This is a genomic window from Micromonospora sp. HM5-17, from assembly GCF_003762835.1.
Lineage (GTDB): Bacteria > Actinomycetota > Actinomycetes > Mycobacteriales > Micromonosporaceae > Plantactinospora.
In genome coordinates, this window is the sequence record NZ_RJWA01000004.1 from 281,638 (window position 1) to 304,344 (window position 22,707).

Consider the following 22,707-nt stretch of genomic DNA (forward strand, 5'->3'; position numbering starts at 1 on the left):
CCGCCGCCCGGGTTGGCTGGGGCGATGCACGAGGAGCGCCTTCATGCCCGTGACTGACGAGGTGATCGCTGAACGACCCGGTTACCACCGGCTCCTGCTCGCCTCGTACGACCGCTACGTGCTCGGTCTGTCGAGGCTGATCTGGCGGTGTCCCCACCGACACGTGCTCGCCGGCTACGAGCGCAACATCGGCCTTCGACACCTCGAACTCGGCCCCGGTACGGCGTACTTCCTGGACCGGTGCGAGTTCCCCACACCCCGGCCGGAGCTGACCCTGGTCGACCTGAACCCGACCGTGCTCCGGGTCAGTGCGTCCCGGATCGCGCGCTACCGGCCCACGACGCTCCGGGCCGACGTCCTCCAGCCACTGCCGTTCGACGCCGTGACCCTGCCGGCCGGCACCTTCGACTCGGTCGCGGCGAACTTCCTGCTGCACCGTGTACCGGGGAACTGGGTGGAGAAGGGGGCGGTCCTCGACAACGCCCTGACCGCGCTCCGCCCCGACGGGCGCATCTTCGGCAGCACCATCCTGTCGGCCGGGGTACGGGTCACGCCGCTGGCCCGCCGATTCATGCGCCTCTACAACCGCAGGGGGACCTTCCACAACGGCGAGGACGACCTGGCCGGGCTCCGCTGGCAGCTCGACACCCGGTTCGCCAACATCCGGCTGACGGTACGGGGCTGCGTCGCGCTCTTCGAGGCCTCGAAGCCGGACTCCGACGCGGCGCTGACCCGGGAGGGCCGACCCGCCCCGCAGGGCTGACCGCCCGGAACCGGGACCGGGCGCCGGGTGGCCTGGTCGCCCGGCCGGCGGCGTTCCGGCCGTGATCAGGATTCGGGGTTGGCCCGGTTACGGGCGGCGCCGAGCGCGCTGCCGACCCCGGCGCCGATCGCGGTACCCACGGCGAGCCCGAGCGACATCCCGAGGATGAGATTGCTGATGCCCAGGCCGAGTACGACCCCGAGGGCGAGCCCGACCGACCCGCCGACGGCGATCCCGAGGGCGAGGACAACGGCCGGCTGGTGGTGGTTGCCGTCGGACCTGACGTCTCCGGTTCCGCTCATGGCGTTTCCTTTCCACGGCTGCTCGCGGACGCGGCGGCGCCCGTCCCTCCCACGGCTGATCGCCCCTGGCGGCTCCGCGCGGATGTCCGGTCGCCCGATCGAGAGCTAGCGTAGGTGGGTGACTGAGACTTCCCTGGTCCCGCCCACCCCGCCGGCCGACCTGCCCGGCACCCTCGGCGAGCTGCGCGCCGCCGGCCACCGCTACCGGACCGTCAAGGAGGAGATCCGGGACAACCTGCTGGCCCGGATGCGGTCCGGCGAGCCGCGCTTCCCTGGCATCGTCGGGTACGACGAGACCGTGCTCCCGGAGGTCGAGCGCGCCCTGCTGGCCGGGCACGACCTGGTCCTGCTCGGCGAGCGTGGCCAGGGCAAGACCCGACTGATTCGGGCACTCGGGCAGTTGCTGGACGAGTGGACCCCGGTGATCCGGGGTTCGGAGCTGAACGAGCACCCGATGCACCCGCTCACCCCGGCCTCGCGCCGCGCGGTCGCCGAGGCCGGCGACGACCTGCCGATCGGCTGGCTCCACCGGTCGTTGCGGTACGGCGAGAAGCTCGCCACCCCGGACACCAGCGTCGGCGACCTGATCGGCGACGTGGACCCGATCCGGGTCGCCCAGGGGCGGACGCTCGGCGACCCGGAGACGATCCACTTCGGGTTGGTGCCCCGGACCAACCGGGGTATCTTCGCGATCAACGAGCTGCCCGACCTGGCCGAGCGTATCCAGGTGGCGCTGCTCAACGTGCTGGAGGAACGGGACATCCAGGTACGCGGCTACCAACTCCGGCTGCCGCTGGACCTGCTCCTGGTGGCCAGCGCCAACCCGGAGGACTACACCAACCGGGGTCGGATCATCACCCCGCTCAAGGACCGGTTCGGCGCGGAGATCCGGACCCACTACCCGCTCGACCTCGAGCTCGAGCTGGAGCTGATCAAGCAGGAGGCGAACCTGGTCGCCGCCGTGCCGGACCACGTCCTGGAGGTGCTGGCCCGGTTCGCCCGCGCGGTCCGGGAGTCGCCCTCGGTCGACTCCCGCTCCGGGGTCTCCGCCCGGTTCGCTATCGCCGCCGCCGAGACGGTGGCCGCCGCCGCGCTGCGCCGGGCCGGCCTGCTCTCGGGCACGAGGACCGTCGACGGGCAGCCGGTCAACCCGGTCGACATCGAGCCGGTGGCCCGGATCGGTGACACGGTCTCGGTCGTCAGCACCCTGCGCGGCAAGGTCGAGTTCGAGAGCGGCGAGGAGGGCCGGGAGATCGAGATCCTCGCCCACCTGCTGCGGACCGCGACCGCCGAGACGTTCCGGGCCCGGTTGGCCGGGCTGGACCTCTCCGGCTTCACCGCACTCGTGGCCGACGGCGCGGTGATCGAGACCGGCGAGTTGGTCAGCGCGACCGAGCTGCTGCGGCAGGTCGGCACCGTGCCGGGGCTGGCCAAGGCGCTGGACCGGCTCGGCCTCGGCGACGCGCCCACGCCGGGCGAGGCCGCCGCCGGGATCGAGTTCGTGCTGGAGGGACTGCACCTGACCCGCCGGCTGGCCAAGGACGTCACCGACGAGGGCCGCACCCGCTACGGCGGCCGGACCGGCGACGCCGGCCGGGGTGGCCGGGACCTCGGCGGCGGGGGTGGCCGGGGCTTCGGCAGCCGTCCGGACCGCGACGACGACTGGGCCTGACGTGGCCGGCGGCAACCGCTTCCGATACGGCTCCTGGCGCGGCGGCCCCGACCCGCTCGCCCCACCGTACGACGTCCGGGCCGCGGTCGACGCGGTCGGTGCCGAGGTGCTGGCCGGCGGTAGCCTGCGCGAGGCGCTACGGAACCTGCTCCGGCGCGGCCCCGGGGGCCGGGGCGGCCTCGACGACCTGGTGGCCCGGGCCCGCCGGCTCCGCCGCGAGGCGCTGCGCCGGGGCGACCTGGACGGCGCGGTGACCCGAGCCCGGGCCCTGCTCGACCAGGCGCTCGCCGCCGAACGCGACGAGCTGCGCGGCCGGGACGACGACGCGGCCCGGTTTGCCGAGGCGGTGCTGGACAACCTGCCCTCCTCCACGGCCCGGGCGATCGAGGAACTCTCCGGTTACGAGTGGGTCAGCGACGAGGCGCGGGCGACGTACCAGCGGATCCTCGACGGGCTGCGCCGGGACGTCCTCGAACAGCGGTTCAGTGGGCTGCGGGACGCGATGCGCAACGCGGCCGACCCGGCCGTGCAGCGCCAGATGGTCGAGATGCTGCGCGACCTCAACGACCTGCTGGCCCGGCACGACCGGGGCGAGGACACCACCGACGCGTTCGCCGAGTTCATGCGCCGGCACGGCGACCTCTTCCCGGAGAAGCCGGAGACGGTGGACGAGCTGGTCGACGCGCTGGCCCGGCGGGCCGCCGCCGGGGAACGGCTGATGCGGTCGCTGTCGCCGAACCAGCGCGAGGAGCTGGCCCGGATGATGGAGTCCGCGCTCGGTCCGGAGCTGGCCCGGCAGCTGGCCGAGTTGACCGCGAACCTGCGGTCGCTCCGCCCCGACCTCGCCTGGGACCGCGCCGAGCGGGTCCGGGGGAACCAGCCGCTCGGCTACGCCGAGGCGGCGGGGGCGCTGGGCGAGATCGCTGAGCTGGACGAGCTGCTGGACCAGCTCGGCCAGGAGCATCCCGGGGCGACCCTGGACGACATCGACGTGGAGTCGGTGCAGCGCAACCTGGGCCGGGACGCGGCCGACGACGTACGCCGGTTGCGGGAGCTGGAGCGGGAGCTGCGCCGGCAGGGATGGGTGACCCGGGGCGCGGACGGGCTGACGCTGAGCCCGAAGGCGCTGCGCCGGCTCGGTGGCACCGCGCTGCGGCGGATCTTCGCCGAGTTGGAGACGGGCCGGCGGGGCCAGCACGACCTGCGCTCGGCCGGCGCCGCCGGGGAGATCACCGGGGCGTCCCGGCCCTGGGAGTTCGGCGACGAGCAGCCCCTGGACGTGGTGCGGACCGTCGCCCGGGCGGTCCGGCGTGCCGGTGCCGGGGTGCCGGTGACGCTCGCGGTCGAGGACTTCGAGGTGGTCGAGACCGAGCGGCGGGCGTCGGCGGCGGTGGCGCTCTGCGTCGACCTCTCCTTCTCGATGATCTCCGAGGGGCGCTGGGGTCCGATGAAGCAGACCGCGCTGGCGCTGGCCCACCTGATCGCCACCCGCTTTCCGCAGGACTCGTTGCAGATCATCGGATTCGGCCGGGAGGCGATGCCGCTGACCCAGCAGGAGCTGGCCGGGGTCGAGCCGGACCTGGTGCAGGGGACCAACCTCCAACACGCGTTGAAGCTGGCCGGCCGGCACCTGCGCCGGCACCCCGGCGCCGAGCCGGTGGTGCTGGTGGTCACCGACGGCGAGCCGACCGCGCACCTGGATCCCGACGACGGGGTGGCGGTCTTCCACTGGCCGCCGCTGCCGGAGACCGTGCGGGCGACCATCGCCGAGGTGGACCGGCTCACCCGGTACGGCGCCACGCTGAACCTCTTCATGCTCGGCGAGGACCCGGGGCTGCGCCGCTTCGTCGACGCGGTGGCCCGGCGCTGTGGCGGTCGGGTCTTCACGCCGGAGCTGGCGGATCTCGGCCGGTACGTCGTCTCCGACTACCTCCGCATCCGGCGGGGCCGCCGCTGACCCACCGGCGCCCCGCTGACCGTGGGGCCTCACCGACCATGGAGTCGTCGTCACCGGCGCGTCGTCGCCTCCGGTTTGGCGAGTTGTCGCCTCCGAGCTGTGGAGTTTCGCCTCCAGCCTGGCGTTTGTCGCCTCCGGGCTGGCGTTTGTCGCCTCCGGGCTGGGAAATTGTCGCCGCCCCCGGCCTGGCGCTTGTCGTCTCCGGCCCCGGATTCCGGCGACAACTCCATGGTCGACGGGGCAAATCCCTAGACTGGGATGAATGGAGGCGGCGGAGCTGCGCCGGGCGTACGACGACCTGCTCACCGAGGTGACCGCGGGCGGGTTCGGCCCACCGCCGCCCGGCGGCCTGACCGCCGAGCAGGTCGTGGCGCACCTGGCCGCGAACGACGAGCTGATGATCGAGGCGACCGAGGCGGTGCTCGCCGGCTCGCCGTGGACGTACTACGACGCGCAGTCCACGCTGCCACCCCAGGTGGATGCCATGGCGGTGCATCCGGCCGGACTGTCGGGGCTGGTCGCCTGGCTCCAGACGACCAGCGGTCGGCTCTGTGCGCTGCTGGATCGGCTCGGGCCGGCGGCGGAGACTCCGGTGGAGTGCCACCTCCGGGAGGGGACGGCGCTGGCCGTCGAGGAGTCGCTGCCCTGGGGACGGATGCTGGACATCCACGGTCGGATCCATCTGGCGATCCATCGCGAGGAGCTGCGCGCCCTGCGCCCCACCACGCGCTGACGTCGCTGGCTGACGTCGCTGGGAGCGTTCCCATACTGTGAGATGCGTGGATCTAGAGGTCGTCGGCGGCATTACCTTCCTGTTAACCGATGGGAGTCGATATGTTGCGACGTCTTTCTCGCGGGCGGCTCGGCGTCGCCGGTGTGGCCGCCGTCCTCGGTCCGCTCGTGGCGCTCGGTGCGCCGGCCGCCGGACACCCCGCCGCGGCCACCGGAGAGCCGACGGTGGTCGACGGCCGGTCCGGCCCGGCCGGGCAGCCCGCGGCCACCGGGCGCTCCACCGCCGCCGTACCCCCACTGGACCAGCTCACCGTCAGCACCACCCAGGTCGCCTTCGGACTCCAGCGGCCGACCGCGATCTTCGCCCCGGACGACGGCAGTGGTCGGCTGCTGATCACCGAGAAGCAGGGCCGGATTCGCGTCTACCACCCCGACACCGGGCTGGCCGCCGAACCGCTGCTCGACATCACCGACCGGGTCGACACCTCCGGTAACGAACGCGGTCTCCTCGGTCTGGTCACCACCCCCGACTTTGCCCGGACCCGCACGCTGTACGTCACGTACACCGCACTGCCCGACGGCGCGGTCACGCTCGCCCGGTTCACCCTGGACAGTTCCGACCAGGCACCGATCCCCGTCGACCGGGAGGAGGTGGTGTTGACCCAGCCCCACGCCGAGTTCTCCAACCACAACGGTGGGCACATCGCCTTCGGCCCGGACGGCTACCTCTACTGGAGCATCGGCGACGGCGGCGGCGCGAACGACGCCCTGAACTCGGGACAGAACCTCGGCACCCTGCTCGGCAAGATCGTGCGGATCGACGTCAATCGTTCCTGCGACGGACGGAACTACTGCGTACCCGCCGACAACCCGTTCGTCGACACCGCCGGAGCGCGGCCGGAGATCTGGGCGTACGGGCTACGCAACCCGTGGAAGTTCTCGCACGACCTCGGCGGCGACGGCTCACTCTGGATCGCCGACGTCGGACAGGGCACCTTCGAGGAGATCGACCACCTGCCGGGCGACCAGGGCGGCGCCAACCTCGGCTGGTCCTGCCGGGAGGGTCCACAGGTCTTCAACCCCGACCGGTGCTCCGACGACGCCGAGTATGTCGAACCGGTCTACTCGTACCGCACCTCGACCGACGGCTGCGCCGTCATCGGCGGGTACGTCTACCGGGGTCGGGAGTACGCCGACATCGCCGCCGGAACCTACCTCGCCACCGACTACTGCTCCGGCACCGCGTTCGTGGTCCGGCCGCCGGCCACCCCCGGCGGCGCGTACCAGACCCGGGCGCTGACCGAGCTGACCATCCAGCCGACCAGCCTCGGCCAGGACGCCAACGGCGAGCTGTACCTGGTCAACGACCTCCCCGGCCAGCTGCACCGGATCGCGTTCGGCACCACCGCCCCGCCGGTTGGCTGCACCGTCAGCTACCGCGTCGACCAGCAGTGGGGAACCGGCTTCATCGCGACGGTGACCGTCACCAACACCGGAACCGCGCCGGTCGACGGCTGGACGGTGGGGTGGACCTTCACCGCCGCGCAACAGGTCGGCACCTTCTGGAACGCCAGCGGCAGCCAGCAGGGCGCGGAGGTGACCGTCCGGAACGTCGCCTGGAACGCTGCGATCCCGCCCGGGGACACCGTCCAGTTCGGCTTCCTCGCCTCGAACACCGGCCCGAACCCGACACCGACCCGCTTCACCCTGAACGACACCCCCTGCACTGGGGTGTAAGGAAGGGCCCCTTGTTATCGGTTTTTGTTGTAAAGGGGGCCCTTCCTCACACCGAGGATTGATCGGTCCTCGGCCCGGCGCCGTTGGCGGCGACGTGCCGGAAAGCTCGGCGGTAGGCGCTGGGCGCCACTCCGAGCCGCTGACGCAGTTGCTGGCGCAGCGCGGCGGCCGTACCGAACCCGGACCGGTGGGCCACCTGGTCGATCCCGAGGTCGGTCGTCTCCAGGAGCAGCCGGGCGTGGTCGGTGCGCTGCTGCAGCAGCCACTGGGCCGGGCTGAGCCCGGTCTCCTCACGGAACCGCCGGGTGAAGGTCCGGACGCTCATCCCGGCGTGCGCGGCCATCTGCGCCAGGGTGATCGGCTCATGCAGCCGCCGCTGGACCCACTCGCGGGTCCGGGCGGTGCCGCTGTCGCCGCGGACCGGCAGCGGCCGTTCGATGTACTGGGCCTGGCCCCCCTCCCGCCAGGGCGGGACGACACAATGGCGGGCGGCCCGGTTGGCGACCTCGCTGCCGTGGTCGGCCCGGATCACGTGTAGGCAGAGGTCGATCCCGGCGGCGACCCCGGCGGAGGTGAGGATGTCACCGTCGTCCACGAAGAGGACGTCCGGGTCGAGCCGGACCCGGGGGTGAAGCTGGCGGAAGCGTTCGGCGTACGCCCAGTGGGTGGTCGCGGCGCGGCCGTCGAGCAGGCCGGCGGCGGCGAGGACGAACGCCCCGGTGCAGATGGACATGATCCGCGCCCCGCGCTCGTGCGCCCGGCGCAGCGCCTGCCCGGCCTCGGGGTTGAGGGTTCCGTCGTCCAGCGGTGATCCGGTCTTTACTCCGGGGACGATCACGGTTTCCGCCTGCTCGACCAGCTCCAGGCCGTGATCGGGCAACATCTGGAAGCCCGCGCTGCTGCGCACCGGGCGCCGACCCACCGTGCAGACGTCGACCGCGTAGAGCCGCCGCCGGTCGGCGTTCCGGGCGCTGCCGAAGACCTGCGCCGGGGTGCCGAGGTCGAGCCCGACGACCCCGTCCATCGCGAGCACCGCGATCCGGTGCGCGCCCGGCACGGGTACGTCGTCCCATCCGGCCGCGGCCCGCTTCGGGACCTCGGTGGCGACCCCACCGCCGATCATGCCGACCCCGCTTTCGACCATGTCGACCCCTCCTCCGACGCGCTCCGGCGATGTTGGCCCAATTCTTGCGCATCATGGCTTTCCGGCCACTCGTCGAGTCCGGCCGCGCGCCGCACACTGCTCCCGTGATCCGTATCCGCAGTCTGCATCCCGCCTGGGTGGTCGCCGCTGTTGCGTTCGTGGCGCTGGTCGGCGCCGCCAGTTTCCGGGCCACCCCGACCGTGTTGCTGCACCCGCTGCACGCCGAGTTCGGCTGGCCGCTGGCCACCATCTCCGCCGCCGTCTCGGTCAACCTGCTGCTCTTTGGTCTCACCGCGCCGTTCGCCGCCGCGCTGATGGACCGGTTCGGGATTCGGCGGGTGGTCGCGGTCGCGCTGACCATGGTGGCGGCGGGCAGCGGCCTGACGGTCTTCATGCGGACGAGCGTCGAGCTGATCCTCTGCTGGGGCGTCCTGGTCGGGCTCGGCACCGGCTCGATGGCACTCGCCTTCGTGGCGACCATCACCGGACGCTGGTTCGTCCGGCGCCGGGGCCTGGTCACCGGGGTACTCACCGCCGCCGGTGCCGCCGGACAGCTTGTCTTCCTGCCGCTGCTGGCCAACCTCGTCGAGACGTACACCTGGCGCACGGCCGCACTGGTCGTCGCGGGGGCGGCGCTGGCGGTCGTACCCCTGGTGGTGTGGCTGCTCCGCGACCACCCGGCGGAACTCGGGCTGCCGCCGTACGGGGCGACCGAGGTGGTGCCGGCGCCGGCGCCGCAGGGCGGGGCGGCGGCCCGCGCGCTGCGCGTGTTGCGTGACGCGGCCCGGACCCCGGCGTTCTGGCTGCTGGTCGGCGGCTTCGCGATCTGCGGTCTGTCGACGAACGGACTGGTCGGCACCCACTTCATCCCGGCCGCCCACGATCACGGGATGGCCGAGACCACCGCCGCCGGCCTACTCGCGTTGATCGGCATCTTCGACATCGCCGGCACCGTCGCCTCCGGCTGGCTGACCGACCGGCTCGACAGCCGCCTGTTGCTCGGCACCTACTACGCCCTACGCGGGGCGTCCCTGCTGGTGCTGCCGGGCCTCTTCGCCGAGACGGCCGGGCCGAGTCTGCTGGTCTTCATCGTCTTCTACGGGCTGGACTGGGTGGCGACGGTGCCGCCGACGGTGGCGCTCTGCCGGGAGTACTTCGGGACAGACGGCGCGGTGGTCTTCGGCTGGGTCTTCGCCTCCCACCAGGTCGGTGCGGCGATCGCCGCCACCGGCGCGGGCCTGGTCCGCGACCGACTCGGTGAGTACACCGTGGCGTGGTACGCCGCCGGGGCGCTCTGCTTCGGTGCGGCGCTGTTCTCGGTGCTGCTCCGCCGGGGCGCCTCCCGGATCCCGTCGCCGCCCACATCCTCCGCGCCCGCGGGCTCACCCGAGGGGCCGGTCGATCACGGCGTTGTCGCCGGCGTCCGTGCCGGAACCGGCGACAACTCCATGGTCGACGGTGCGGGGCGCGCCGGCGACAACCTTCGCTGACTCTTCGTCCCGGTGCAGCCGGTTGCGCCGCCTGCCCCACCGGCTCCTCCCAGCGCAGGTCGGCTGTGCCCGCCCCGGGGTCCGTCGTAACGAGGACGGCGACGAACTCCGGGGCGGGTGCGGGGTTCTGGGCCGCTGTTCGTGGGTCGCTGGTCCCCAGGCGAAGCTGCCGTGCCGTACGTCCGAGGTAGCGGCGTCGAGCCCGGGCCAGGTGTGGCTCGTCGACGTATCCCCGCCCGACGACGACGTCGACCGACTCGTCTGCGACGGCTCCCTTGCCCCGGCTGGCTAGAGTATCGAACGGTTCCGCTGGAGCGGGGAGATGGGGACAATTGGTGGACCGGCGCCGGCATCCTGGCGCTCGTTTTTCCCGCTGCCACGGTCGCCGCGGGCTACCAGGTGTTCGGCTATCCCGGCGTGCCCTGCGGCTTCCTCGTGGCGGGCGTCGTGACGTGGTACGTCGGGCGCCGGATCAACCGAGATCCCGACAACCCGCAGCGCTACCACAACACGCACACCTTCATGTCGATCCCGATGCGGTACTGGGCGCTTCTCTGGCTGTTCTTCACGACGTCGCAGGTCGTCTTGATGTCGCTCGGGAAGGCGGGTTGGCAGCAGTAGCGCGGTTCCCCGCGGCCGGCCGGGACGCGCGGCACACCGGGCATCGGCCGCGGCGTGGACTCACCGGGGCCGCGACGGCCAGCCGGTGCGGCGCAGGATCTCGGCGGCGATCTCGTCCGCGGGCCGATCGTCCGTCTCCACCCACAGATCGCCGACCCCGGCCAGGGCGTCGAGAACCCGCGCGGACCGAGCCGCAACCTCGTGCAGCCGCTCCCGTGATTGCCCGATCAGCTCGTCGCCGGCGAGGCCCCGCGTCGGGGTGAGACCCCGGCCGCGACGCGCGACCCGGTCGGCCAGTACCCGCGGGCTGGCGTGCAGCCGGCACAGCGTGATCCTGGCGGCGGGCAGCGCGGCGTGGTACGTCGGCACCTCCTCCGCCCGGTCGAGCGGGCCGACCGTGACCAGGCATTCCGCCCCGCTGGACCGGAACACCCGCCAGACCGCGGCGAGGTTGGCCGCCTTGAGCCGGTGGTTGCCCGGGTCGCCGGCCGGGACCGGGCGGAAGAAGCCGACCTGGTCGAGGTCCACGAACGCGGCGTTGACGCCGGCCACCCGGAGCCGCTGGTACACCTGCCAGCCGACGGTCGACTTGCCGACGGCGGCCGGCCCGCACAGCCAGAGAATCCGTCCGGGCGTGGGATCCGGCGCCGGAAACGTCGGGCTCGGTGCCTCGACGGATACCGCCGGATCAGGCCAGCCGGTGCGCGCCCGCACCTCGGCGACGACCTCGGCGATGGTGAGCCCGGTGGTGTCGAGGCACAGGTCGGTCGTGCCGGCGCGGTCGAGGGCGTCGGCGTACGCGAGTTCCGCGGCGAAGTCCGAGGTCGCGCCGGCGCGGGCCGCCAGCCGTCGGCGCAGCTCCGCCGGTTCGGCGCGTAGCCGGCAGGTGGTCAGCGCCGCATGGGGTACGTGCGACGCCTCCACTCCGCGAACCGGGTCGGTGACGCCGGAAACGAGCACACACCGGGCACCGGCGTCCCGGAAGTTGGCCAGCACCGCGTCGAGCGCCCGAGTCTTGAGCCTGTGGCGGCCCGGGTCGGCGACCGGCTCGGGCGCCCAGTGGTGGGGCGTCGGCGGGGCGTAGCACATGCCGATCTGGTCGATGTCGACGTAGCCGGCGGGTACGCCCTCCCGGACGAGCTGGACGAACAGCTCCCACGTGACCGTGGTCTTCCCGACTCCCGACGCTCCGTACACCCACAACACCGGCACCGCAGTCACGGCGGCCAGTCTTCGGGATCGGGGCCCACGGGTCGAGCGATATTGGCCCGTGGTGGCCGAAGGGCATGTGGCACCGTCTCGGCGATCGCGTTCGACGGCCTGTCCCTGCGCCGATTCGACCAGCCGAAGGCCTGGGCGCACATCGTGCGGAGCTTCCTCGACGGGCGGTGGGGCGTTCACCCACGCCGTCGACGATCACCTGACGCACCGCCCCCGCGCCGGCCGGCGGCGGTGACTCAACCATATCGACGTAGCGGGAGTCCTCTATGCGTTCGGGCTGCATGCCAGACCGGTATGGAGGACTCATGAAGGGAAGATCGACACGATGGTGCGGCGGTCTGGTGATCGCCGTCCTTGCCGTTGCCGCCGGCGGGGTGGCCGGCCCGGCGAGCGGGGCACCTGGTCCGGTGGGTGGGTCGCCGGGCACGGCCGGCGGGCTCGATCGGGTCGGCGTCGAGTCGGTGTCGCGGGTGACGGGTCAGCCGTCCCGTTCGGTCACGTTGATTACTGGTGACCGGGTCACGGTGAGCCCGGATGGCGAGGCGTCGGTGCGGCCCGGCCCCGGCCGTACCGGCGTGTCCATGCACGTACGTCGCGAGGGTGGGCGCCTGCGCGTGGTGCCGGCGGATGCGGCGCCGTTGCTGCGGGCGGGTCGGCTGGACCCGCGGCTGTTCGACGTGACCGGCCTGCTCGAGTTCGGCTACGACGACCGCCGAGGCGACCTTCCGTTGATCTTTACGGCGGATGCCGGTGGTGCGGCTCGTGGCCGGACGCTGGCCCGGCAGGCCGGTGCCGAGGTGGTCCGGGAGTTGCCGGCGGTGGACGGAGTCGCGGTCCGGGCAGCCAAGGCGGGGTTGGCCGACCTGTGGCGGGATGTGACCGGTGGGGTGGGAGCCAGCAGTCTGCGGGGCGGGGTGTCCCGGGTCTGGTTGGACGGTGTGCGGACGCTGACCCTGGAGCACAGCGTGCCGCAGATCGGTGCCCCCGCCGCCTGGCAGGACGGGTACGACGGCACCGGCGTCACGGTCGCGGTGCTGGACACCGGGGTCGACGCCGACCATCCGGACCTCGCCGGCCAGGTGGTCGGTCAGGCCAACTTCACCGAGGAGGACGGCCGCGATCTGCACGGGCATGGTACGCACGTCGCCTCGACGATCGCCGGTACCGGTGCCGCCTCGGGTGGGCGGAATCGGGGCGTGGCACCGGGGGCGAAGCTGTTGAGCGGCAAGGTCTGCGATTCCGGAACCGGCTGCGCGGAGTCGTCGATCCTGGCGGGGATGCAGTGGGCCGCCGAGCAGGGCGCGACGGTGGTCAACATGAGTCTCGGCGGGTCGGACACCCCGGAGGTGGATCCTCTGGAGGAGGCGGTACAGGCTCTCACCGACGAGTACGGCACGCTGTTCGTCATCGCCGCCGGCAATGACGAGGCGGAGGGCACGATCAACTCTCCGGGCAGCGCGGAGGCGGCGCTCACGGTGGGCGCGCTGGACCGGGACGGCAACCTCGCCGACTTCTCCAGCCGGGGGCCCCGGATCGGTGACGGTGGGCTGAAGCCCGACATCACCGCGCCGGGGGTGGATATCCGCGCGGCCCGTAGCGGGGATGCGTATCCGGGTGATCCGGACCCGTACCTGGCGATGAGCGGCACTTCCATGGCGACTCCGCATGTGACGGGTGCGGCGGCGATTCTGGCTCAGCGGCATCCGCGGTGGCGGGCGGCGGCGTTGAAGGCGACCCTGATGGCGTCGGCGGTGCCGAACCCGGAGTTGGGGGTGTTCGCGCAGGGCGCCGGTCGGGTCGACGTGGCCCGGGCGATCCAGCAGAGCGTCGCGGCCGACCCGGCCAGCATCGGCTTTGGACGGCAGCTCTGGCCGCATGACGACGACACACCGGTGACGAAGACCGTCACGTACACGAACAGCGGAAGCGCGCCGGTGACGGTGGAGCTGTCGGTGCCGGCGACCGGGCCGGAGGGGGTGGCGGCGCCGGCCGGGATGTTCACGGTGAGCGCGTCCACGGTCACCGTGCCGGCCGGAGGTACCGCCACGGTGACTGTCACCGCGGACACCCGGGTGGCGGCTCCGGACGGCCGCTACACCGGCCGGCTGGTCGCCAGCGTCGACGGCACGCCGGTGGTGCAGACGCCGTTCGCGGTGGAGCGCGAGGTCGAGAGCTACGACGTCACCCTGACCCACCTGGACCGCACCGGAGCCGAGACGGCGTGGTACTTCACCGACCTCCTTCGGGACGAGGATCTCACCCCGTACTTCATCCCCGGACCGGACGCGACGGTGACCCTCCGGGTGCCCAGGGGACGCTACATCCTGTTGAGCACCGTTTACGAGCAGCGACAGGACGACGATTCCGGGAACCCGGCACCGAACGAGCTGAGCGTGCTGGCCCAACCCGTCGTGGACGTGACCGGCCCCACGCGCCTGACGGTCGACGCCCGCAGGGCCGCGCCGGTCTCCATCACCGTCTCCCGCCCCGACGCCGCGCGGGTCGTGGACGAGGTCTCGGTGGAGGTGGGCCGCGACGACGACGTGTTCCTCTACACCCAGTTTGGCGGGGAGGGCGACCGGATGTACTCCGGTCAACTCGGCGATGCCGGGCCGGTGGACGGCTTCGACAGCTGGGTGGCCAGCATCTGGGCGAAGGCCGACGCCGAGGTCGACAGCCCGTTCAGCCATCACCTGGCCTGGTTCCGTACGGGCAGTCTGTTCACCGGCTTCACCCGCACCGTACGCGACTCCGAACTGGCCGTTGTCACGGCCCGGTACGCCCAGAACGCCGCCGGCCCGGGCGTCACAGCCGAGGCCGGCGCCTGGGCGACTCAGGCTGACGGCAGCCGCGTCGGCTGGTACATCCTGCTGCCGTTCACCCCGCCGCTCGAGCGCACCGAGTACTACAACACCGACGGCGGCATCCGGTGGAACCATCGCTTCAACGAATGGGTCCCCGACGACGACATGGATCCGCTGATCTCGAGCTACCGCGCCGACGGGGTGCAGCACCGGCCCGGGGTGGTGACCCAGGTCCAGTGGAACCAGGGGGTCTTCGGTCCCACGTTCGCCGAACGCCGGAATCCCCTGGAGTGGGCCACCCGGCTCGGCGACGAGATCTCGGTCGGGTTGTGGATGTTCGGCGACGGCGCCGGCCGTTCCGGTTGGTCGGCGATCGAGTCGGCGTCGTTGACGCTGTACCGTAACGGCGTCAAGATCGGCGAGTTTGACGATCTCGAGGGGGACTTCGAGGTCCCGGCCGAGGCGGCGGACTACCGGATCGAGGCGACCGCGACCCGGGGCGCCCCGTTCTCCCTCTCCACCAGGGTGGAGGCGGCCTGGACGTTCCGCTCCGGGCATGTGCCGGGCGAGACGCCGCACCGGCTGCCGCTGTCCACGGTCCGGTTCAGCCCACCGCTGGACCAGACCAACACCGCTCCGGCCGGTCGGTGGTTCAGCATCCCGTTCTCCGTGCTGAGCCAGCCCGGATCCGACGCCGCCGGTATTCGATCAGTCGCCGTCGACGTCTCGTATGACGACGGCCGTACCTGGCACAGGGCCAGGGTGGTGGCGTCCGGTGGGACCGGACAGGTGCTGCTGCGCCACCCGGAACAGGCCGGCTTCGTCTCGCTCCGGGCCACCGCCACGGACCGGTCGGGCAACACCGTCCGGCAGACGGTCCTCCGGGCGTACGCGATCGCGCCGTGACGCCGTAGCGCCGAGCGGCCCCGTGGTTCGGTGGGACCGGCGCGCCCCGCGCCGGTCCCACCCTTCGCGGTGGCGGCGTGGGCCGGGACGGACGACTTTGCCCGCCGTCCTGGCCACCGGCCTGCCGGGTCCGCCTCTGTCCTGTCGACCGGCTGGGACACGGTGACGGAAACCCGACAGCCGATTACTCGCCGTAACTTCACAATTACTCTATGAATAGCGGCGCCCTCACCCTGGTGATCACCGGGCCGGTCCCCGGCAGCGAACGCGGCGACGCGGAGGCCGCGATGGCGCTGCTCACGGAGTTGCACGCCCGGACGATCCTGAACGTCGACCGGCCCGGTGCCGACGACCACCGCGGGGTGGAGGGGAGCGCCGGGCTGCCGGGTTCCGGCGGGTCGGCCGGCCGTAAGGGACTCGCGCTCGGGCCATTGGCCGAACTGGTGGTCACCGGCCTCTTCTCCGCCACCACCGTCACCGCGTTGGCGCAGGTCATCGTCGCCTTCGTTCAGCGTGGGGCGGCTCGCCGCATCACGCTGCGGGACGGTGGCCGCACCCTGACCATCAGCGACCCCGACGAGGAGACCGAGCGAATGGTGGTGGAGTGGCTGGGCGTACCGCCGATTCGGAACGGCGTCGGGTCCGGTGCGGATTAGCCCGCCCGCCGGCCGCTACGCGCTGCTCGTCGCCGTCGGCGCGTACGACGACCCGTCGTTGGACCAGCTCCGGGCACCGGAACAGGACGTGGAACGGCTGGCGGCGGTGCTGGAGGATCCGGCGGTCGGCAACTTCACCGTCCGTACCCTCTCCGACGCGCCCGACCACGAGGTGAGATGGGAGATCGAGGACCTGCTCGCCGACCGCGTCAACGACGACCTGGTGCTGCTCTACTTCTCCTGCCACGGCATCGTGGACCCGTTCCACCGGCTCTACTTCGCGGCCAGCAACACGGTCCGGACCCGACCGGCCAGCACCGCCATCTCCCGCTCCTTCGTCAACGAGCAGCTCGAGGCGTGCCGGGCCGCCGCCAAGGTCCTGGTCCTGGACTGCTGCTTCGCCGGGGCGTTCGCCGAGGGTTTCAAGGGCAACGGACAGGGCGCGCTCGACGGTCAGATCGGCCGCGGGTACGTGGTGATGAGTGCCTGCGACAGCTACGAGTACGCCTTCGAGTCCGACGGCCTGGTCGAGTCGGCGCCCCGCGGCTCCATCTTCACCGACGTCCTGCTCGAGGGGCTGGCCACCGGCGGCGCCGACCTGGACGGCGACGGCCGGATCGGCGTCGACGAGCTGTTCCGGTACGTCCACGACGGCGTGGTGCGGCGCCGGCCGGACCAGAAGCCGAAGTGGAGCGCCTACAACGCGGAGCCACACATCTACCTCGCCACCGTTCCGGTGACCGTGGCCGCCGTCGCCGGCTCCGGTGGCGCTGGCCCGGACCGGGCGACCAAGGCCGCGGCCGGCGCCGCGCCCCGGCCCACGACGTACAACCGGCACCAGGCGATCGTCGCCCGCGGGTTCCGGGCCGGTGCCGACCTGGTACGCCGGACCTTCGGTCCGCTCGGGCGGCGGGTGCTGGTGGAGGACGCCGCCGGGACGTACCACGAACTGGGGGACGCCAGCAGCGTCGTCCGGCACTTCACCGCGTACGACACGCGGGACGCGATCGGCGCCGGCTACGTCCGCGAGCTGGTGCAGGGGGTACGGCACCAGGTCGGCGACGGGGCCACCACCACCGTCGTCCTGGCCCAGGCCATGATGGACGGCGCCTCGGCGGCGCTACGGGCCGGGGCCAATCCCGTCGCGCTCTGCCGGGGGATCGAGGCCGCCGCCCACGCCGTCCTCACCGAACTGGCCGACCTCGCGGTTCCGGTCGAGACCAAGGAGCAGCTCCGGATGGTCGCGACCATCGCCTCCGGTGACGAGGTGGTCGGCGACCTGCTCGCCAGTGCGATGGAACGGGTCGGCAAGGACGGAGTGGTGATCGTCGAGGAGAGCAACCTCTTCGGGCTCGAACTCGAGCTCACCCAGGGGATGCGGGTGCCGGCCGGATACGTCTCGCCGTACTTCGTGACCGATCCCGACGGCGCCGAGGCGGTGCTCGACGATCCGGCGGTCCTCGTCGTCGACCGGCGCCTGGCGCTCGGCGCGGAGGTGCAGCCCTTCCTCGACGTGGCCGGGCAGCAGGGGCGTCCGCTGGCCGTCTTCGCGCAGGACGTCCGGGATGCCGCGCTGACCGCGCTGATCGGGGGCCGGAGGCGGGACGCCCGTGCCTCGGTCGCGGTCCGGCTGCCGGGGCCGGATCCGCGGTGGCAGGCCCTGATGGCGGACCTGGCGCTGCTCACCGGGGCGACCGTGGTGGGGGCGACGGACGGCGGCCTCGACGCCGCCGGGGCCACGGTGCTCGGCGGGGCCCGGAGGGTGATCACGACCCGCCGGGACACCACCCTGGTCGACGGGGCCGGCGATCCGGAGCTGATCCGCCAGCGGGTCCGGCGGCTCCGGGAGGAGGTGGAGCGCCAGCAGCCCGGCCCGGAGCGGGAGGCGCTGCGGGAACGGCTGGCCCGGCTCGCCGGCGGAGTGGCGGTGATTCGGGTGGGCGAGTCGCCCGGGGGACAGCTCAAGCGGCGCCGGCGCCAGATCGACGACGCGGTGCGGAACGTGAAGGCGGCGGTCGAGTGGGGCGTGGTGCCCGGCGGTGGCGCCGCGTTGATCACCGTGGCCGGCCGGATCGGTGGCCGGGCCCCACGGGGCGGTGACGAGGCGCTCGGGTACGCGGTGGTGGTCGACGCGCTGGTCGCGCCGTACGAGGAGCTGATGCGCAACGCGGGACGCGACCCGCTGGCCGGGCCGGCCGACCTGCGCCGTCGTGGCCCCGAGGTCACCTTCGACGTGGTCTCCGGGACGTACGTCACCGCGCTGGACGCGGGGATCGTCGACGCGGTCGCCACGCTGCGGCAGGCGGTCACCGCGGCGGCCGGAGTCGCGACCCGGTACCTGATGCTCGGCTGAGCACCGGCCACCCGGTCGGGCTTGGCCGCGCGCGGGTTGGCCGGCTGGTCGGGGTTTGGCTGGTTGGAGGCCGGCTGGCCGGGCAGGGCGGCTGGCTGGAGGGGCGGCTGGCCGGGCAGGCCGGCCCATGGTGGCGGGCCGGCGGGTGGCCGGCATCGGGACGCGCCCGACACCGGCCACCAGCCCGTGCTGCTACGTGGTGCCGCCGACGTGCAGCAGGTCAGCGAGGCGCGCCGCGACCGGTCCCGCCTCCAGGTGCAGCCAGGAGGCGTTGAGCTGGTCGTCGCCGAGGACGGCGAGCAGGATCGCATCCGTGACGCCGTACACGACGAAGTACCCCTGCTCACTGTGGACCGTGAGTTCGCGGATGGGCCCCTGTTGAAGGGTCAGCCCGCACTGCCGACCGAGCCCGTACGTTGTCGCGGCGAGCACGGCGAGGTCCCGGGGTTCGGGCCCGTAGGCGATGTCGTGGCTGATCAGACGGCCGTCCACGTCGGCCAGGACCCCGCCGCGGACGCCGGGCACCCGGTCCCGCAGCGAGGAGAGTTCGGCCTGGACGGCGGACTGGCCCTCCGCCGGCACGCTCGACTGCGCGGCGAGGGCCTCCTCGGGGATGTTCTCTTCGCCGCCGCTGTCGAGGCGGGCACCGGGGCTGCGCCGAGGCAGCGGGTCGACGGTCAGGCCCGGTGCGGGCCGTCGGAACTGGGTCATGGGGGTCGTCATCCCCTGACCCCGTGCAGCGGGTGGGCGACGGCCGCGGAACCGACGGGACGGAGCGTCGGCGTGCGACCGCGGGAGGGTTGATCCACGCGGGAGCACAGCAGCCGGATCGGATGGTGGTTCGCCACTGACAGCGCCTCCATTCTCGGTATGAACCTCACTGCCCGTAGTGCCGCCGGCCGCGCCGACGGCGTGCCGGGCGGTGGCCGGTCTGCCCCGCGAGTGCTCCTGCGGCGGGGGTGGCACGCCGGAGTGCAAGTTGCATCTCGCAAGACAGGGTATTTGCCTGTGCAGCTAACTTACTGTTGACCCGTCCGAGAGGGAACAGGGCGATACGACCGATGTTGCACCGCATCTGTCGGTGTTCCACACAGTTCGCCACTGCGCACAGTAACAATAGCGGAGGGTAACTAATCGGCCTGAGTGGATCCGCCCGGAGTGTCGGGGCGGCCCGGCCGGCGATCCCGGTCGGGGACCCGGCGGTAGCGGCGGGACCGCGCCGGCAGCCAGCCCGGGGAGGGCCCGAGCGGCCGGAACGGCGCCCCGGGATGTCGGCCGGACCAGGGCGGTTCGGCGGTACGGTGTCCCGGTGGGCGACGTCATCTGGGCCACGGTCCGGGCCACGCGCGCCTGGCTCGACCAGGCCAACGGCGCCGATCGGCACGAGTTGACCTGCCGGATCCTCAAGGTGACCGAGGAAGCCGGCGAGGCGGCCGGGGCATGGATCGGCCTCACCGGACAGAACCCGCGCAAGGGTGTCACGCACGACCTGGACGACGTGGCAGGCGAACTGGCCGACGTCGCGCTCACCGCGCTGGTCGCCATCGAGAGCCTGGGCCTCGACGCGCACGGGGTGCTGGCGGCCCGGGCTGACCGGGTCCGTGCCCGGCTCGCGGCGCGTCCGGACTGGAGCCGAGGCGTACCGGCCGCCGGGACCGCGGCCGCCGGCGGGATTGTGGAGGATGGCGAGGGCGGGGTGGCTGCCGATGGCGGGGCGTACGCGACCGCCGCGGTCGACGTCACGGAGGCGACACGACCTCGCGACGCGCGCCGGCGGTGAGCCGGCGGCCACGTCTCCGGCCGGCGGTGCCGGGACGACGACGGGATGTCGGACGGATTGTCCGACACGACGGTGGGCGGCGACGGCATGCTTCGGGTGTCGGTGCGCCGCCCCGACCCCGAACCGGTGGACCTGCCCCCCGGTGCGGCGGCGGACCGGCGGATGCCGACCCGCCGCACCGTCGCGGCGGTCGGCCGGCGAAAAGAGGCCCCGGGGCGGGTGCCCGCACCCGTGACCGTCACCTTCCCCCGTAGCTGACGGTCCTCCAGCCCGCCCCGGGTGCCGTCCCGCCGGGGGAGAGCCGAGCGGCGGAGTGCAAGGAAGGGCCCCTTACTATCGCTTTTTGTTGTACAAGGGGCCCTTCCTAACACGGATCGGTCGGTGAACGTCTATCCGGCCACCAGGCGGAGCGGCGGCCGGTGGCCGTTCAGGCGGTCGAGCGCGGCGGCCGTCGCCGTGTCGGCCGGCAGGTGGACGATCACGCGCTGATCGTCGTCGACCGGCAGGTCGAGCGTCTCGTACGCGAGCCGGAGCGGCCCCACGTCGGGGTGAACCAGCCGGAGGACGCCGGTGGAGCTCGGTAACCCGGGGACGCTGTTCACCCGCCGCGTGAAGGCGTCGCCCGCGGTGACCGTCAACTCGTCCATCAGGGCTGCCACGTGCGGATCCCTCCGGAACGGAGGGTGCTTGAGCGCGGCGACCTGCTCGTCGGCGACGTGATCCCAGTCGGGGTAGGCGGTGCGGGCCCGGCTGTCGGTGAGGACGTACCGGGCGAGGTTGGGTGGGGTGGCGTCCAGCAGCCCGGTCGGTCCCATCAGCCGTTCGTACCCGGCGGTGTGGGCGAGGACGTCGGTGAGCCGGTTGAGCAGCACGGCCGGTGTGGGCTCGAGCCGGTCGAGCAGCGCCCGCACGGTCGGGCGTACGGTGCGCGCCGGGAGGGCGTCTCCCCGGCAGGTGAAGCCGGCGTCGGCCATCTTGGTGAGGCGGTAGAGGTGGACGCGTTCGGCGGCGGTGAGCCGCAGCGCGTCGGCGAGGGCCGAGAGCACCTGTGGGGACGGTCGCCGGTCACGTCCCTGCTCGAGGCGAATCACGTACTCGACGCTGACACCGGCGAGGGCGGCGACCTCCGAGCGGCGCAGCCCGGGGGTGCGGCGGCGGGGCCCGGTGGGCAGTCCGACCTCGGCCGGGGTGATTGCTTCCCGGCGCGTACGCAGGAACAGCCCGAGTTCGTTGTCGCTCACCAGGTGACCGTAGCAGCGCCGGCGACGGTGAGGGTGTCCCCGGCAGTACCACCCTCGACGCGGACTCCCTGCCAACTCGGCGGCCGACGAGAGTCGGGGCAGGCGCTCGACGAGGTCGAGCTGGCGTACCTGTGGGAGGAGCGAGATTCATGAGTCGTAGGGTCGTGATCGTCGGTGGAGGTTACGGCGGGGCGACGGTCGCCAAGGCGCTGGAATCCGAGGCCGACGTCGTGCTCATCGACCCCCGGGACGCGTTCGTCAACGCGGTGGCATCGCTGCGGGCGCTGGTCCAGCCCGACTGGGCGGGGAACATGTTCTTCCCCTTCGAGACCCTGCTCAGCCGCGGCACGATGCTCCGCGACCGGGCGGTGTCGGTGGATCCCGGCGGCGTCACCCTCGCCTCGGGGCAGCGGGTCGAGGCGGACTACCTGGTCTTGGCCACCGGATCCAGCTATCCCTACCCGGCCAAGCCCGAGGCCGAGTCGATCGACGCAGCCCTGGACGGCCTGCGCCGGACCCACAAGGAGTTGGCCGGCGCCGAACGCGTCCTGATCCTCGGCGCCGGGCCGGTCGGCCTGGAACTCGCCGGGGAGATCACGGCGGTCTGGCCGCACAAGCAGGTGACCATCGTCGACCCGGCCGAGCGGCTGCTGCCCGACTACCAGCCGGAGCTGCGCGACGACCTGTACCGCCAGCTCGAGGAGCTGGACATCCGACTGCGGTTGGGCACCAGCCTCACCGCGCTGCCGGCGACCGGGGTGGGTCGGGCCGAGACCTTCACGGTCACCACGACCGGTGGTGACCGGATCACCGCCGACATCCTCTTCCGCGCCTTTGGCGTACGGGCCAACAGCGCCTACCTCGCCGACGGTCGGCTCACCACGCTCACCGCGCGGGGACAGGTCCCGGTCACCGAGACCCTCCATGTTCGCGGGCACGACCACGTCTACGCGATCGGCGACCTCACCGACGTCGCCGAGGACAAGCGGGCCGCATTCGCCACGGAGCACGCGGAGGTCGTCGCGGCGAACATCCGCGCCCAGCTGAACGGCGAGCGGCCCACCGCCACCTACCAGCCCCAAGCACATCCGATGATCCTTCTTCCGCTCGGCCCGCGGGGCGGGGTTGGCCAGATGTCCACCCCCGACGGCCCGGTCGTCCTTCCGGCCGCGACCGTCGCCGAGTACAAGGGCACCGACCTGTTGACCGGTCACTTCGTCGAACTGTTCGGTCCCACCGCCGCCGGAGCGACCGTCCCGGAGGCCGGCTGAGCTCCGGATCACGAGTTCGCGGTCGGGTTGGCGGCCGGTCCGCCACGGGGACGATGA

Annotated in this window: 18 protein-coding genes and 1 pseudogene; 13 read left to right on the plus strand and 6 right to left on the minus strand. The window is 72.8% G+C overall.

All coding sequences use genetic code 11. From position 1 onward, the window contains the following. The first annotated feature begins 43 nt into the window (after positions 1 to 43). Positions 44 to 763 (plus strand): class I SAM-dependent methyltransferase, encoded by a 720-nt coding sequence (locus EF879_RS14730; protein WP_123558910.1) that lies wholly within the window; start codon positions 44 to 46, stop codon positions 761 to 763. Positions 764 to 828: 65 nt separating this feature from the next. Here the strand turns inward: EF879_RS14730 and EF879_RS14735 are convergent, their stop codons facing one another. Next, positions 829 to 1,065, minus strand: coding sequence for a hypothetical protein (locus EF879_RS14735; RefSeq protein ID WP_123558912.1), 237 nt, complete (start codon positions 1,063 to 1,065; stop codon positions 829 to 831). Positions 1,066 to 1,183: 118 nt separating this feature from the next. Between EF879_RS14735 and EF879_RS14740 the strand changes: the two genes are divergently transcribed. The 4 genes from EF879_RS14740 to EF879_RS14755 all read left to right on the plus strand — a co-directional run bounded on the left by EF879_RS14740 (position 1,184) and on the right by EF879_RS14755 (position 7,163). Next, positions 1,184 to 2,737: a sigma 54-interacting transcriptional regulator gene (locus EF879_RS14740; RefSeq protein WP_233604468.1), complete on the plus strand. Its 1,554-nt coding sequence runs from the start codon at positions 1,184 to 1,186 to the stop codon at positions 2,735 to 2,737. 1 nt (position 2,738) lies between these two features. Next, positions 2,739 to 4,694 (plus strand): VWA domain-containing protein, encoded by a 1,956-nt coding sequence (locus EF879_RS14745; RefSeq protein WP_123559244.1) that lies wholly within the window; start codon positions 2,739 to 2,741, stop codon positions 4,692 to 4,694. 262 nt (positions 4,695 to 4,956) lie between these two features. Beyond that, entirely contained in the window at positions 4,957 to 5,427 is a 471-nt protein-coding gene (locus EF879_RS14750; protein ID WP_123558914.1) for a hypothetical protein, read from the plus strand. 101 nt (positions 5,428 to 5,528) lie between these two features. Further along, complete coding sequence (locus tag EF879_RS14755; RefSeq protein WP_158624178.1) at positions 5,529 to 7,163, plus strand: PQQ-dependent sugar dehydrogenase; 1,635 nt, start codon at positions 5,529 to 5,531, stop codon at positions 7,161 to 7,163. A 46-nt stretch (positions 7,164 to 7,209) separates the two neighbouring features. On the opposite strand, the gene EF879_RS14760 is transcribed toward EF879_RS14755, so the two are convergent. Then, positions 7,210 to 8,307 (minus strand): GlxA family transcriptional regulator, encoded by a 1,098-nt coding sequence (locus EF879_RS14760; RefSeq protein WP_370375500.1) that lies wholly within the window; start codon positions 8,305 to 8,307, stop codon positions 7,210 to 7,212. A gap of 53 nt (positions 8,308 to 8,360) precedes the next feature. Between EF879_RS14760 and EF879_RS14765 the strand changes: the two genes are divergently transcribed. Next, entirely contained in the window at positions 8,361 to 9,797 is a 1,437-nt protein-coding gene (locus EF879_RS14765; protein ID WP_199736429.1) for an MFS transporter, read from the plus strand. Positions 9,798 to 9,939: 142 nt separating this feature from the next. Here the strand turns inward: EF879_RS14765 and EF879_RS28140 are convergent. Continuing rightward, positions 9,940 to 10,053 (minus strand): annotated as a pseudogene (locus tag EF879_RS28140) (AraC family transcriptional regulator); the annotation flags it as partial. Positions 10,054 to 10,214: 161 nt separating this feature from the next. On the opposite strand from EF879_RS28140, the gene EF879_RS14775 reads away from it, so the two are divergent. Next, complete coding sequence (locus EF879_RS14775) at positions 10,215 to 10,418, plus strand: hypothetical protein (protein WP_148086445.1); 204 nt, start codon at positions 10,215 to 10,217, stop codon at positions 10,416 to 10,418. Between the two features lie 60 nt (positions 10,419 to 10,478). Here EF879_RS14775 and EF879_RS14780 read toward each other — a convergent pair whose 3' ends face one another. Beyond that, positions 10,479 to 11,639 carry an AAA family ATPase gene (locus EF879_RS14780; protein ID WP_123558920.1) on the minus strand — a complete coding sequence of 387 codons (1,161 nt, stop codon included), beginning with the start codon at positions 11,637 to 11,639 and terminating at the stop codon, positions 10,479 to 10,481. A gap of 581 nt (positions 11,640 to 12,220) precedes the next feature. Here EF879_RS14780 and EF879_RS14785 point away from each other — a divergent pair. The 3 genes from EF879_RS14785 to groEL all read left to right on the plus strand — a co-directional run bounded on the left by EF879_RS14785 (position 12,221) and on the right by groEL (position 18,358). Next, a complete protein-coding gene (locus EF879_RS14785) occupies positions 12,221 to 15,349 on the plus strand; it encodes a S8 family serine peptidase (protein ID WP_233604469.1) in 3,129 nt (1,042 codons plus the stop codon). 212 nt (positions 15,350 to 15,561) lie between these two features. Further along, positions 15,562 to 16,005, plus strand: coding sequence for a hypothetical protein (locus tag EF879_RS14790; RefSeq protein ID WP_123558924.1), 444 nt, complete (start codon positions 15,562 to 15,564; stop codon positions 16,003 to 16,005). Continuing rightward, a complete protein-coding gene (groEL, locus tag EF879_RS14795) occupies positions 15,995 to 18,358 on the plus strand; it encodes a chaperonin GroEL (protein WP_123558926.1) in 2,364 nt (787 codons plus the stop codon). Before EF879_RS14790 ends, groEL begins: the two co-directional genes overlap by 11 nt. A 192-nt stretch (positions 18,359 to 18,550) precedes the next feature. Here groEL and EF879_RS14800 read toward each other — a convergent pair whose 3' ends face one another. Further along, complete coding sequence (locus EF879_RS14800) at positions 18,551 to 19,069, minus strand: roadblock/LC7 domain-containing protein (RefSeq protein ID WP_123558928.1); 519 nt, start codon at positions 19,067 to 19,069, stop codon at positions 18,551 to 18,553. Between the two features lie 598 nt (positions 19,070 to 19,667). On the opposite strand from EF879_RS14800, the gene EF879_RS28145 reads away from it, so the two are divergent. Beyond that, entirely contained in the window at positions 19,668 to 20,138 is a 471-nt protein-coding gene (locus tag EF879_RS28145; RefSeq protein WP_233604470.1) for a MazG-like family protein, read from the plus strand. Between the two features lie 45 nt (positions 20,139 to 20,183). Next, positions 20,184 to 20,396 (plus strand): hypothetical protein, encoded by a 213-nt coding sequence (locus EF879_RS28150; RefSeq protein WP_123558930.1) that lies wholly within the window; start codon positions 20,184 to 20,186, stop codon positions 20,394 to 20,396. Between the two features lie 131 nt (positions 20,397 to 20,527). Here the strand turns inward: EF879_RS28150 and EF879_RS14815 are convergent, their stop codons facing one another. Next, entirely contained in the window at positions 20,528 to 21,379 is an 852-nt protein-coding gene (locus EF879_RS14815; protein ID WP_123558931.1) for a helix-turn-helix domain-containing protein, read from the minus strand. Positions 21,380 to 21,528: 149 nt separating this feature from the next. Here EF879_RS14815 and EF879_RS14820 point away from each other — a divergent pair, with 149 nt between their 5' ends. After that, entirely contained in the window at positions 21,529 to 22,650 is a 1,122-nt protein-coding gene (locus tag EF879_RS14820) for an NAD(P)/FAD-dependent oxidoreductase (RefSeq protein ID WP_123558932.1), read from the plus strand. The last annotated feature ends 57 nt before the right edge of the window (positions 22,651 to 22,707 follow it).

Excerpts from the sequence above, each read along its gene's own strand:
- EF879_RS14765 (WP_199736429.1), top strand. The coding sequence starts at position 8,361 with ATGGCTTTCCGGCCACTCGTCGAGTCCGGCCGCGCGCCGCACACTGCT.
- EF879_RS14750 (WP_123558914.1), top strand. The coding sequence starts at position 4,957 with ATGGAGGCGGCGGAGCTGCGCCGGGCGTACGACGACCTGCTCACCGAG.
- EF879_RS14760 (WP_370375500.1), bottom strand. The coding sequence starts at position 8,307 with ATGGTCGAAAGCGGGGTCGGCATGATCGGCGGTGGGGTCGCCACCGAG.
- EF879_RS14820 (WP_123558932.1), top strand. The coding sequence starts at position 21,529 with ATGAGTCGTAGGGTCGTGATCGTCGGTGGAGGTTACGGCGGGGCGACG.
- EF879_RS14790 (WP_123558924.1), top strand. The coding sequence starts at position 15,562 with ATGAATAGCGGCGCCCTCACCCTGGTGATCACCGGGCCGGTCCCCGGC.
- EF879_RS14800 (WP_123558928.1), bottom strand. The coding sequence starts at position 19,069 with ATGACCCAGTTCCGACGGCCCGCACCGGGCCTGACCGTCGACCCGCTG.
- EF879_RS14755 (WP_158624178.1), top strand. The coding sequence starts at position 5,529 with ATGTTGCGACGTCTTTCTCGCGGGCGGCTCGGCGTCGCCGGTGTGGCC.
- EF879_RS14735 (WP_123558912.1), bottom strand. The coding sequence starts at position 1,065 with ATGAGCGGAACCGGAGACGTCAGGTCCGACGGCAACCACCACCAGCCG.
- EF879_RS14785 (WP_233604469.1), top strand. The coding sequence starts at position 12,221 with ATGCACGTACGTCGCGAGGGTGGGCGCCTGCGCGTGGTGCCGGCGGAT.
- EF879_RS28150 (WP_123558930.1), top strand. The coding sequence starts at position 20,184 with ATGTCGGACGGATTGTCCGACACGACGGTGGGCGGCGACGGCATGCTT.
- EF879_RS14730 (WP_123558910.1), top strand. The coding sequence starts at position 44 with ATGCCCGTGACTGACGAGGTGATCGCTGAACGACCCGGTTACCACCGG.